The 12,304-nt window shown below is 67.6% G+C and carries 9 protein-coding genes; 5 read left to right on the top strand and 4 right to left on the bottom strand.

The features are described 5' to 3' along the window. Window positions 1-266 precede the first annotated feature (266 nt). From apbC to ACYP33_RS27270, 5 genes are all read left to right on the top strand, one after another. Window positions 267-1,355: an iron-sulfur cluster carrier protein ApbC gene (apbC, locus tag ACYP33_RS27290; protein WP_414442816.1), complete on the top strand. Its 1,089-nt coding sequence runs from the start codon at window positions 267-269 to the stop codon at window positions 1,353-1,355. 123 nt (window positions 1,356-1,478) lie between these two features. Beyond that, window positions 1,479-2,009, top strand: coding sequence for a superoxide dismutase family protein (locus tag ACYP33_RS27285; protein ID WP_459624600.1), 531 nt, complete (start codon window positions 1,479-1,481; stop codon window positions 2,007-2,009). Window positions 2,010-2,116: 107 nt separating this feature from the next. After that, the gene (gene dcd / locus ACYP33_RS27280; RefSeq protein ID WP_414442814.1) at window positions 2,117-2,686 is read left to right on the top strand and encodes a dCTP deaminase; all 570 of its coding nucleotides are present in this window, start codon (window positions 2,117-2,119) and stop codon (window positions 2,684-2,686) included. Between the two features lie 86 nt (window positions 2,687-2,772). Then, the gene (locus ACYP33_RS27275) at window positions 2,773-5,052 is read left to right on the top strand and encodes an Orn/Lys/Arg family decarboxylase (RefSeq protein WP_414442813.1); all 2,280 of its coding nucleotides are present in this window, start codon (window positions 2,773-2,775) and stop codon (window positions 5,050-5,052) included. 2 nt (window positions 5,053-5,054) lie between these two features. Next, on the top strand, window positions 5,055-5,804 hold the full coding sequence (locus ACYP33_RS27270) for a lysozyme inhibitor LprI family protein (RefSeq protein ID WP_459624599.1): 750 nt from the start codon (window positions 5,055-5,057) through the stop codon (window positions 5,802-5,804). Between the two features lie 30 nt (window positions 5,805-5,834). Here ACYP33_RS27270 and ACYP33_RS27265 read toward each other — a convergent pair whose 3' ends face one another. The 4 genes from ACYP33_RS27265 to ppc all read right to left on the bottom strand — a co-directional run bounded on the left by ACYP33_RS27265 (window position 5,835) and on the right by ppc (window position 12,078). Further along, window positions 5,835-6,248 carry a DUF4902 domain-containing protein gene (locus tag ACYP33_RS27265; RefSeq protein WP_414451211.1) on the bottom strand — a complete coding sequence of 138 codons (414 nt, stop codon included), beginning with the start codon at window positions 6,246-6,248 and terminating at the stop codon, window positions 5,835-5,837. 249 nt (window positions 6,249-6,497) lie between these two features. After that, the gene (argH, locus tag ACYP33_RS27260; RefSeq protein ID WP_414451212.1) at window positions 6,498-7,904 is read right to left on the bottom strand and encodes an argininosuccinate lyase; all 1,407 of its coding nucleotides are present in this window, start codon (window positions 7,902-7,904) and stop codon (window positions 6,498-6,500) included. A gap of 244 nt (window positions 7,905-8,148) precedes the next feature. Continuing rightward, window positions 8,149-9,012 carry a helix-turn-helix transcriptional regulator gene (locus ACYP33_RS27255; protein WP_459624598.1) on the bottom strand — a complete coding sequence of 288 codons (864 nt, stop codon included), beginning with the start codon at window positions 9,010-9,012 and terminating at the stop codon, window positions 8,149-8,151. Between the two features lie 285 nt (window positions 9,013-9,297). Continuing rightward, window positions 9,298-12,078 (bottom strand): phosphoenolpyruvate carboxylase, encoded by a 2,781-nt coding sequence (ppc, locus tag ACYP33_RS27250; RefSeq protein WP_459624676.1) that lies wholly within the window; start codon window positions 12,076-12,078, stop codon window positions 9,298-9,300. Window positions 12,079-12,304 lie beyond the last annotated feature (226 nt).

Genomic DNA, 12,304 nt, shown 5'->3' with positions numbered 1-12,304 from the left:
CATGCCCCGTTCGAGACCAAGGCTGTTCGGACGAAGCAGCGTCCAGCCTCTACAATATAGGCGTTGCGGGGCCGATGTGGCCCCGAGGTGCACCGCTGGCGATCATTGCGCCCCCGCCGTTTTCGCGCAATGACGTGCAATAAATTCTTTCACTTTTCTTGCCTGCCGCGCTCTCGTCGGAGGATTGACGGCGTTGCGAAGGCAGCATCGCCGGCTGCGCGGCACGCCTCGCGCGGCATGGCGAACCACGATTCCACGGAGTTTCGATGAGTATTGAACGGGCCACTGTCGACGCCGCGCTCGCGGCGCTCGTCGATCCCAACACGAACCGCCCCTACGCGGCGGGCAAGGGTATTCGCGACGTCGCGATCGATGGCGACACCGTCACGCTGACGGTGGTGCTCGGCTATCCGGCGCGCAGCCAGCACGAGGCGGTGCGCCAGTGCATGGCCGAGGCGCTGGCTCGGGTGCCGGGCGTGCGCGCGGCGCGCGTGGCGGTCGAGCAGGACATCGTGACGCACACCGTGCAGCGCGGCGTGAAGCTGTTGCCGAACGTCAAGAACATCGTCGCGGTGGCCTCGGGCAAGGGCGGCGTGGGCAAGAGCACCACCGCCGTCAACCTGGCGCTCGCGCTGGCCCAGGAAGGCGCCACGGTCGGCATCCTCGATGCGGACATCTACGGCCCGTCGCTGCCGACCATGCTCGGCGTGCAGGGCCGCCCCGAGTCGCCCGACAACCAGTCGATGAACCCGATGATGGGCCACGGCCTGCAGGCCAACTCGATCGGCTTCCTGATCGACGAGGACAACCCGATGGTCTGGCGCGGCCCGATGGCCACCTCGGCGCTGGAACAATTGCTGCGGCAGACCAACTGGCGCGACCTCGATTACCTGATCGTCGACATGCCGCCGGGCACCGGCGACATCCAGTTGACGCTGGCCCAGCGCGTGCCGGTGACGGGCGCGGTGATCGTCACCACGCCGCAGGACATCGCGTTGCTCGACGCCAAGAAGGGCTTGAAGATGTTCGAGAAGGTCGGCATCCCGATCCTCGGGCTGGTCGAGAACATGAGCATCCACGTGTGTTCGAACTGCGGCCACGAAGAGCACATCTTCGGCTCGGGCGGCGCGGCACAGATGGCGACCGAATACGGCGCGCCGGTGCTCGGCAGCCTGCCGCTCGACATCGCGATCCGCCAGCAGGCCGACAGCGGCACGCCCACCGTGGTGGCCGCGCCCGATTCGGCGGTGGCGGCGCGTTATCGCGAGATCGCGCGCAAGGTGGCGATCGCGATCGCGGAGCGTTCGAAGGACATGACGTCGAAATTCCCGTCGATCGTGGTTCAGAATACGTAAAACCCTGTCCTTCCTGCTGTTTCACGCGCCGGAACCCGGGGTATGATGGCGACTTTCCCCTGGTCCCCTTTTTTCAGGCCTGCGGGCGCGCTTATCCGGCGCGTGCGCCGGCGTGAGGATCGCATGAAACAACGATTCGACGGGACGGCCTGCGCCACCGCGCTCGCCGTCCTGGCCGCGATGGTCGTGCTGAACGGCTGCACGTCCTTCGCGTCGACCCACGAAAAGCGCGCCACCGCGCTGCTGCAACCCACGTTCGGCAGCCAGACGCGCGGCGCGCTGACCTTCGTCGAGCGCCCCGACGGCGTGCAGGTGTCCTACAACTTCGTCGGCTTGCCGCCCGATACCGATCACGCGCTGCAGGTGCACGACCGCGGCGACTGCAACGCCGTGGACGGCGCCAGCGCCGGCCCGGTGTTCGCGCCCTCGGCCGACCGGCTGCGCGCCGGCGCGCGGGTGGCGGGCGATCTCGGCAATATCCACGCGGATTCCAACGGCGTCGCCGCCGGCTTCATCGTCGCGCCCGACGTGGCGCTCGACGGCGTGCGCTCGGTGTTCGGCCGCTCGGTGCTGATCCACCGCGACGCGGGCGACCCCGCCTTCCCGCAGCACGGCGCCGGCCCCGGCCTGGCGTGCGGTGTCGTCAGGCCGTGACGCAAGCTCGCGCGCCGGCCGTGATCGCGTAAAATGTGCGCCTTTCCTTGCCACCGGGCATGCCCGGTGGCGCGACCCCGATCTGTAGCCTTATCTGGCGCCTTCTTATGAGCATCAAGTCCGACAAGTGGATTCGGCGCATGGCCGAACAACACAAGATGATCGAGCCGTTCGTGCCCGGTCAGGTGCGCGAGTCCGAGGACGGCCGCAGGATCGTCAGCTACGGCACCTCGAGCTATGGCTACGACATCCGCTGCGCGGACGAATTCAAGATCTTCACCAACATCAATTCGACCATCGTCGACCCGAAGAACTTCGACGAAGGCTCGTTCGTCGACTTCAAGGGCGATGTGTGCATCATCCCGCCGAACTCGTTCGCGCTGGCCCGCACCGTCGAATATTTCCGCATTCCGCGCACGGTGCTGACCGTCTGCCTCGGCAAGTCGACCTACGCGCGTTGCGGCATCATCGTCAACGTCACGCCGTTCGAGCCCGAATGGGAAGGCTACGTGACGCTCGAATTCTCGAACACCACGCCGCTGCCGGCGAAGATCTACGCGAACGAAGGCGTCGCGCAGGTGCTGTTCTTCGAGAGCGACGAAGTGTGCGAAGTGTCCTACGCCGATCGCGGCGGCAAATACCAGGGCCAGCGTGGTGTCACGCTGCCGAAAACCTGATCTGGTTGGATACACGTTTTGCCAACCGGTTACCGGGTGACCGCTGCGCTTGACGCGCCGCGGTCGTTCTTTTTGGAGATTCGCCCATGAAGTTTCGCTTCCCCGTCGTCATCATCGATGAAGACTTCCGCTCCGAGAACATTTCGGGCTCCGGCATTCGCGCATTGGCCGAAGCGCTCGAAAAAGAGGGCGTCGAGGTCAACGGTCTGACGAGCTACGGCGATCTGACGTCGTTCGCGCAACAGTCGAGCCGGGCGTCGTGCTTCATCCTGTCGATCGACGACGACGAGCTGATGCTCGGCGAAACCGGCCCGGACGGCGAGCTGCCCGAACTGGCCACGGCGATCATCGAGCTGCGCGCGTTCGTGACCGAAGTGCGCCGCCGCAATGCCGACATTCCCATCTTCCTGTACGGCGAGACGCGCACCTCGCGCCATATCCCGAACGACGTGCTGCGCGAGCTGCACGGATTCATCCACATGTTCGAGGACACGCCCGAGTTCGTCGCGCGCCACATCATCCGCGAAACCAAGGTGTACCTCGATTCGCTGGCGCCGCCGTTCTTCAAGGAACTGGTCAAGTACGCCGACGAAGGTTCGTACTCGTGGCACTGCCCGGGGCACTCGGGCGGCGTGGCGTTCCTGAAGAACCCGCTCGGCCAGATGTTCCACCAGTTCTTCGGCGAGAACATGCTGCGCGCCGACGTGTGCAACGCCGTGGACGAACTCGGCCAGCTGCTCGACCACACCGGGCCGGTGGCCGCGTCCGAGCGCAACGCCGCGCGCATCTTCAGCGCCGATCACCTGTTCTTCGTGACCAACGGCACGTCCACCTCGAACAAGATCGTCTGGCACGCCACCGTGGCGCCGGGCGACATCGTGCTGGTCGACCGCAACTGTCACAAGTCGATCCTGCATGCGATCACCATGACGCACGCGATTCCCGTGTTCCTGACGCCCACGCGCAATCACTTCGGCATCATCGGCCCGATTCCGCGCGACGAATTCAAGCCGGAAAACATCCGCAAGAAGATCGAGGCGAACCCGTTCGCGCGCGAGGCGCTGAAGAAGAACCCGAACGCGAAGCCGCGCATCCTGACGATCACGCAGAGCACGTACGACGGCGTGATCTACAACGTCGAGCAGATCAAGGATCTGCTCGGCGATCTGCTCGACACGCTGCACTTCGACGAAGCGTGGCTGCCGCACGCCGAATTCCACGAGTTCTACCAGGACATGCACGCGATCGGCGCGGGCCGCCCGCGCACCGGTTCGCTGGTGTTCGCGACGCACTCCACGCACAAGCTGCTGGCCGGCATCTCGCAGGCCTCGCAGATCGTCGTGCAGGATTCGGAGAACCGCACGTTCGACAAGCATCGCTTCAACGAGGCTTACCTGATGCACACCTCCACCAGCCCGCAGTACGCGATCATCGCCTCGTGCGACGTCGCGGCCGCGATGATGGAGGCGCCCGGCGGCCCGGCGTTGGTCGAGGAATCGATCGCCGAGGCGATCGATTTCCGCCGCGCGATGCGCAAGGTCGACGCCGAATACGGCGACGACTGGTTCTTCTCGGTGTGGGGCCCGGACACGCTGCCGGACGAAGGCATCGGCTCGCGCGAGGACTGGATCCTGCGCCCGAACGATCGCTGGCACGGCTTCGGCAATCTGGCCGAAGGCTTCAACATGCTCGACCCGATCAAGGCGACGATCATCACGCCGGGGCTCGACGTGGATGGCGAATTCGGCGAAACGGGCATCCCGGCCGCGATCGTCACGAAGTATCTGGCCGAGCACGGCATCATCGTCGAGAAAACCGGCCTGTACTCGTTCTTCATCATGTTCACGATCGGCATCACGAAGGGCCGCTGGAATTCGATGGTGACCGAGCTGCAGCAGTTCAAGGACGATTACGACAACAACCAGCCGCTGTGGCGCGTGCTGCCGGAATTCGTCGCGCAGTATCCGATCTACGAGCGCGTGGGCCTGCGCGATCTGTGCGCGCAGATCCACGACGTGTACCGCGCCAACGATATCGCCCGCCTGACGACCGAGATGTACCTGTCGGACATGGAGCCGGCGATGAAGGCGTCCGACGCGTTTGCCAAGCTTGCGCACCGCGAGATCGACCGCGTGCCGCTCGACGAACTCGAAGGCCGCGTGACCAGCATCCTGCTGACGCCGTACCCGCCGGGCATTCCGCTGCTGATCCCGGGCGAGCGCTTCAACGCGACCATCGTCAGCTACCTGCGGTTCGCGCGCGACTTCAACGAGCGCTTCCCGGGCTTCCATACCGATGTGCACGGGCTGGTGGCCGAGGAAGTGAACGGGCGCGTCGAGTACTACGTCGATTGCGTGCGCGACTGACGATGAGCGGCTTCGCGATCTTCAGTCCGGGCCGCCGCGCGCTGCGTGCGCGGGCGGTGGCCGCGGCGGCGCTGGCCGTGGCCGGCTGGCTCGGCGCGGCGGCGCCGGTGCCGGCGCATGCCGAGGTGGCGGCCGCCGATCCGATCGATGTCGCGATGCGCCAGTGTCTGGCACGGCGCGACCGTTCCTCGACGGTCGGCCAGATCCAGTGCATGGACGAGGCCCGCGCGCAGTGGCTGAGTGCCGTGGACGACGCGTTCAAGCAATTGGGCACGGTGGAGCCGGCCAGCGCCAGACGGGGCTGGCAGGAAAGCCAGCGGCGCTGGCTGCTGTGGCGCAATGACGAGACGCTGCTGACGCAGGCGGTGTACGCCACCACCTCCGGCACGATGTATGCGCTGGCCAGCGCCGACATGCGCATCCAGCCGGTGCGCGATCGCGCGCTGTCGCTGCGCGACGCGGCCGATCGCTACAGCAAGCCGAACGGCGGCGCCGACGCCGTGCATCGCGTGCGCGCCTGTTCGGACGATGCCGCCTGCGAGCACGCGCTGTTCGACCTGAACCGCTATTACGTGAAGCTGCAAAAGCGCATGCCGGCGCGCGGCCGGCCGGTGCTGGTGCGGGCGCAGCGCGCCTGGGTCAGCTTCCGTGACGGCACCACGCCGATGATCAGCGAGCAGCAGCGCGTCGATCTGATCGGCGCGCGCGTGGCCACGCTCAAGCGTCTGTCCGAGACGGTCAACAACAAGTGACGGCGGGCGCGTCATGCGCCTGCTTTCGCTTCAGCCCGGGCGCCCCACCGCGCTGTCGGCGGCGAATTCCCCCACCACGCGTTGCCAGTCGAGCCGCTCGATCACGTCGCGGAACGCGCTGGCGGTCTGGCGCATGCCGAGATCGCGACCCGTTTCATCGAGCAGCATCACGTTGCTGCGCACGTCGTCGTCGGCCAGCGCGGTGCGCCCGCATTCGTCGACGAACCAGTCCCAGCCCACCGTGATGTAGCGGCAGGTGTCGCTGCGGCATTCCCATTCCGTGATGCCGGCGCAGCGCGCCATGATGTTGCCGACGTTCAGTTCGTCGAGCAGGCTGCGGTCGAGTTCGGTCGCGCGGTGCGCGAAGCTGAGCACCCGCAATTGATGCCGGGGAAGCCGGACATAGCCGTCGTTCGGCATGCGGTTCTGCGAGATGACGTGCATATTCGATATAAGGTTCGTCGATTTTCCGATAAGGATGATTTGGATTGCCAACTAAATTCGCGACCATGTAAACACATCGGCGCGCGGGCAATAACTGTCAGTTCTGGCAGGAGAGGGTTTTTGCGTAATCAATTGCGTTCGCAATTGATGAGGGCGTTGCCGTTATGCCTCGGACAGAACGCCGGCGCAAAAAAACAAAACCCCACGCTCCGCAGAACGTGGGGTCGAAACCGGCGCGTGACGTTCCGGTCAGGCGAGCGCAGCGCGCGCCGCGGCGATGGCCGCGCGCACCTGGTCGGGCGCGGTGCCCCCCGGGTGATTGCGGCTTGCCACCGAGCCTTCGAGGGTCAGGTAGCCAAACACGTCGTCGCCGAGCAGATGCGCGACGTTCGGCAGATCCTGCTTCATTTGTTCGAGCGTCAGGTCGGCCAGGTCGATGCCGCGGTCGTCGCAGATCTTCACGGCGTGCGCGACGGCTTCGTGCGCATCGCGGAACGGCAGGCCGCGCTTGACGAGGTAGTCGGCGAGATCGGTGGCGGTCGAGAAGCCCTGAAGTGCGGCGGCGCGCATCGCCTCGGCCTTGACCGTGATGCCCGCCACCATTTCGGCGAAGATTCGCAGCGTGTCGGCAACGGTATCGACCGTGTCGAACAGCGGTTCCTTGTCTTCCTGGTTGTCCTTGTTGTACGCGAGCGGCTGGCCCTTCATCAGCGTCAGCAGCGCCATCAGGTGGCCGTTCACGCGGCCGGTCTTGCCGCGCGCGAGCTCGGGCACGTCCGGGTTCTTCTTCTGCGGCATGATCGACGAGCCGGTGCAGAAGCGGTCGGCGATGTCGATGAAGCCGACGCGCGGGCTCATCCACAGCACGAGTTCTTCCGAGAAGCGCGAGACGTGCGTCATGACGAGCGCGGCCGCGGCCGTGAATTCGATCGCGAAATCGCGATCCGACACGGCGTCGAGCGAGTTCGTGCAGATGCCGTCGAAGCCGAGCGTGGCGGCCACGGCGTGACGATCGATCGGGTAGCTGGTGCCGGCCAGCGCGGCGGCGCCCAGCGGCAGGCGGTTCACGCGGGCGCGGCAGTCGCGCATGCGGCCGGCGTCGCGCGTGAACATTTCCACGTAGGCGAGCAGGTGATGGCCGAACGTGACCGGCTGCGCGACCTGCAGGTGCGTGAAGCCCGGCATGATCGTGGCGGCGTGTTGTTCGGCGAGGTCGAGCAGGGCGCCGCGCAGGTCGGTCAGCAGGCCGCCGATGCGGTCGATTTCGCCGCGCAGCCACAGGCGGATGTCGGTGGCCACCTGGTCGTTGCGCGAACGGCCCGTGTGCAGGCGCTTGCCGGCGTCGCCGATCAGCGCGGTCAGGCGCGCTTCGATGTTGAGGTGGACGTCTTCGAGGTCGAGCTGCCATTCGAATTCGCCACGCTCGATTTCGCCCTGGATCTGCGTCATGCCGCGCTCGATCGCGGCGAAGTCGTCGGCGTGGATGATCTTCTGCGCGGCGAGCATCTTCGCGTGCGCGAGCGAGCCGGCGATGTCGACGAGGGCCAGGCGCTTGTCGAAGAACACCGACGACGTGTAGCGCTTGACCAGCTCCGACATCGGTTCCGAGAAGCGGGCCGACCAGGCCTCGCCCTTTTTGTGCAATTGGGACGTCATGGCGATTCGTAAGGAGAGTGGAGCGGCGCGAGCCGCAGAGCAGATGCGGATTCTAGCATTCGACGGTGCGCGGGCCGACCCGCAGCGGGCGGTTGGCGCCGTGGTGGCGGGTGTGGTTGCCTACGGCGCGCGCAGCACCACGGTGGTCGATGGCGTGTCGGGACGATGGCGCTGCCGTTGCTTACGGCGTGGGCGGCGCCACGGTGGCTGGCGCGGCGTACCGGGACGATGGCGCTGCCGTTGCTTACGGCGTGGGCGTCACCTCGGTGGCCGACGGCATGCCGGGAATCAGCATCACGAATTTCAGATCTTCACGATGGGCGGGCTTCAGCGTGGTCTGCTGATAGACGACGCGGCCGTCGCGCGGATGGTCGAACGCACGCTCGCCGCCCTCGCGCTCGACCACGTCCTGCGAGGCCCAGTAGTGCGCGAATGCCTCGCTGCCGGCCACCAGCGAATCGATCAGCGTGCGGGTGGGCGCGTCGTTCAGGTGCCGGATCGAATCGGCGCGGAATTCGGCCACCAGCCGGCGCGCGCGCGTATCCCAATCGACAATCAGCGTACGTGCGGCCGGCGACATGAACGTGAAGCGCAGCAGGTTGCGATCCTGTCCGCCGCCGTTGCCAAGGTCGCCCGGCTGGTCGAGCCAGCCCGTAAACAGCGCGGCGGCCGGCTCGTTCCAGGCCAGTGCGTTCCATTGGCGATCGAGCACGTAGGCCGGCGCGGCGACCAGCCGGACGGCCGCCACCAGCGTGTCGGGCACGTCGGCGGTGGCCAGCTCCGGCTCGGCCGGATCGCGCTGGGCGGCCAGTTCGAACAGGTAGGCGCGTTCGGCGCGCGACAGGCGCAGCGCCACGGCGATACGCGCCAGCGCGTCGGCGGAGGCCGACACCTGCCGGCCTTGCTCGATCCAGGTGTACCAGGTCGGGCTGACGCCGCAGAGCTGCGCGACTTCCTCGCGGCGCAGGCCCGGCGTGCGGCGGCGCGGGCCGGGCGGCAGGCCGACGGCTTCGGGCGTGAGGCGCTCGCGGTGGGCGCGGATGAAATCGCCGAGCGCGCGGGCGGGCGTGGCGTCGAGCGGGGGCGGGGCGGAACGGGACGGACTCATCGGATCGCGATGCGGCGGGGGATCGGAAACTCGAAAACTTGGAAAGCGACGGAAGCGGGTGCTGTCGATACCGGGATAGTGCCGGCCCTGGTACTGGTACCCGTGCGAGCGCCATTGTAGCGGGTCGCCGGGTGCGATGCCGCGACCGGGGCTGCGAGCGGGCTGCAAGCGGGGCGGCAACCGGCGCCGCAAAGAAACACGGCGCGAACACCGTTGCCGATGTCCGCGCCGTGGCGGGCCGGGGCCGAAACCCGGGCGTGCGAACCACTGCACGCCCGGATCGGCTTAGCCGGTATTGCGCAGGCCGGCCGCGATCCCGTTGATGCTCAGATGAATCCCGCGGCGCACGCGAGCGTTGGTGTCGCCGGCGCGGTGGCGCTTGAGCAGTTCGACCTGCAGGTGGTTGAGCGGGTCGAGGTACGGGAAACGGTTCTGGATCGAGCGCGCCAGCAGCGGATTGGCCGCGAGCCGCGCTTCGTGCCCGGTGATCTGGGCCAGCGCCGCCGCCGTGCGTTCCCATTCGGCCACGATCCGCCCGAACACCTGCTTGCGCAGCTTGCGGTCCGCCACCAGCTCGGCGTAGCGCGAGGCCACGGCCAGGTCGGTCTTGGCCAGCACCATGTCCATGTTCGACAGCAGGTGCGAGAAGAACGGCCAGGTCTTGTTCATCTTCTGCAGCAGCGCGAGGCGCTTGGCGCGCTCGGCCTCGTTCGCGGCGCCGTCCAGATAGGCGGCGAATGCGCTGCCGAAGCCGTACCAGCCCGTCAGCAGCAGGCGGCACTGGCCCCACGAGAAGCCCCACGGAATCGCGCGCAGGTCCTCGATCTTGCGGTTCTTCGGGTCCTGCAGCTTGCGCGAGGCCGGGCGGCTGCCGATGTTCAGCTCGGCGATTTCGCTGATCGGCGTGGAGGCGAAGAAGTAATCCTTGAAGCCCGGGGTTTCGTAGACGAGCGCGCGGTACGCGGCCATCGCGGCGTCCGACAGCGTCTGCATTGCCGCCTCGAACGCCGGCAATTGCGCCGGGGCGTTGTTGCGCGGCAGCAGCGAGGCCTCCAGCGTGGCGGCCACCACCGTTTCGAGGTTGCGGCGGCCGATTTCCGGGTTCGCGAACTTGCTGGCGATCACCTCGCCCTGCTCGGTCAGGCGGATCTGGCCGTTCACCGTGCCCGGCGGCTGCGACAGGATCGCCTGATAGGTCGGGCCGCCGCCGCGGCCGACCGTGCCGCCCCGGCCGTGGAACAGGCGCAGCTTGATGTCGTGCCCGCTGAACAGTTCGACCAGCGCGAGTTCGGCGTGGTACAGCTCCCAGTTCGAGGTCAGGAAGCCGCCGTCCTTGTTGCTGTCCGAGTAGCCGAGCATGACTTCCTGCTCGCCGCCCTGGTGGGCCACCATCGCCTCGGCGCCCGGCAGCGCGAAGTAGTCGCGCATGATGTCCGCGGCGTTGCGCAGGTCGGCAATGGTTTCGAACAGCGGAATCACCATCAGGCCGTGCTTCGCGTTGCCGTTCGCGCCGAAGGTGCCGTCGAGCAGGCCGGTTTCCTTCTGCAGCAGCAACACCTCGACCAGATCCGACACCGTTTCGGTGTGCGAGATGATGTAGTTGCGCACGGCGCGCGCGCCGAACATCGCGCGCACCTCGCGCGCCTTCTCCAGCACGCCGAGTTCGCTGGTCGCCAGTGCCGAGTAATCGAGATACGGAATGCGCAACGGGCGCGGGTCGGCCAGGGCCGCCAGCAGCACGCGCAGCTTGTCGGCTTCGGCCAGCGCGGCGTAATCGGCCTCCACGCCGGCGCGCGCGAACAGTTCGGCGATCACCGCTTCGTGGATGTCCGAGCTCTGGCGCAGGTCGATGCTGGCCAGATGGAAGCCGAACACCTCGGCGGCCCGCACCAGCGGCGCGAGGCGCGGCGTGGCGAGCGAGGCGCCGTGGTGGGCGATCAGCGATTCGTGCAGCACGCGCAAGTCGCGCGCGAACGCTTCCGAATCGGGGTACGGCGTGGCCCGCACGGGCGGCGCGCCGCGGCCCGCGCTGCGCACGGCCACCGCGCCTTCGCCGAGGCGCACGCGCGCGCTCGCGGCGACGCGCGTGTAGATGCCGATCAGCGCGCGGCGGTACGGCTCGTCGACGCGGTGCGGCGACTGGTCGGGCGAGGCGGCGGCCAGCGCCTTGACGTCATCGCTCGCGCCCACCAGCAGGTGCGAGACCGACAGCTCGGCGCCGAGCTTGTGCACCTGTTCCAGGTAATGCTCGAGGATCACCGTGCCCTGGCGATGGATCGCCTCCTCGAGCGTGGCGGCCGTCACGTTCGGATTGCCGTCGCGGTCGCCACCGATCCAGCTGCCCATCTGGAAGAACGCCGGCACGCGCGCGTCGAGGCCGTGCTCGGCCAGCGCTTCCTCGATGTCGGCGTAGAGCGCCGGCAGCTCGTCGAGGAAGGTCGCGCGGTAATAGGAGAGGGCGTTGTCGATTTCGTCGCCGACCGTCAGGCGCGCGTCGCGCAGCATGCGGGTTTGCCACAGCGTCGTGACGCGGGCGCGCAGCAGCGCTTCGTTGTGCGAACGCTCGCGGGCGGTCAGTTCCTGATCGCGCTGGGCCAGCAGGCGCGCGATGTCGTGCTGCGCGTCGAGAATGCTCTTGCGCTGCACTTCGGTCGGGTGCGCGGTCAGCACCGGCACGATCAGCGCCTCGTCGAAGAAGCGGCGGACCACGTCGGCGGATGCGTCGCCGGCCGCCTTCAGCGATTGCAGCGCGAACGCCACCGTGCCGGCCTGCGGCGCCGAGCCGGCCAGCGCGTGGATGCGGCGACGGCGGTTGTGATGGCGATCCTCGGCGATATTGGCCAGGTGCGAGAAGTAGCTGAACGCGCGCACCACGCTGACGGTTTGCTCGGGCGTGAGCTTGCGCAGCATGCGGTCGAGCGTGGTGGCGGCTTCGCGGTCGTCCTCGCGGCGGAATTTCACGGCGTGCTGGCGGATCGTTTCGACCACGTCGAACACGGCGTCGCCTTCCTGCTCGCGCACCACGTCGCCCAGCAGGCGTCCCAGATAGCGGATGTCCTCGAACAGCGGCCGATCCTTGTCGTCGCGCGTACGGCCGTTCGTTTTCGGCGCGGCTTTGGTCTTGCCTGCGGCGCGAGCCGGCGCTGCTGCCGCCTTTTCGACGGCGGCCTGGGCTGCGGTCTTGGCGGTGGCGCGCTGTGCGGCGGCCGGTTTCACGGTGACGTCAGCGGCCTTCCCGGCGGGTTTGGCCGAGGTCTTGGCGGTGGCGCGTTGCGTGGCAACCGGTTTCACT

Source organism: Burkholderia sp. 3C, assembly GCF_054589155.1.
The sequence above is the reverse complement of the archived record's forward strand: the minus strand, read 5'-3'. Positions and strand labels throughout refer to the sequence as shown.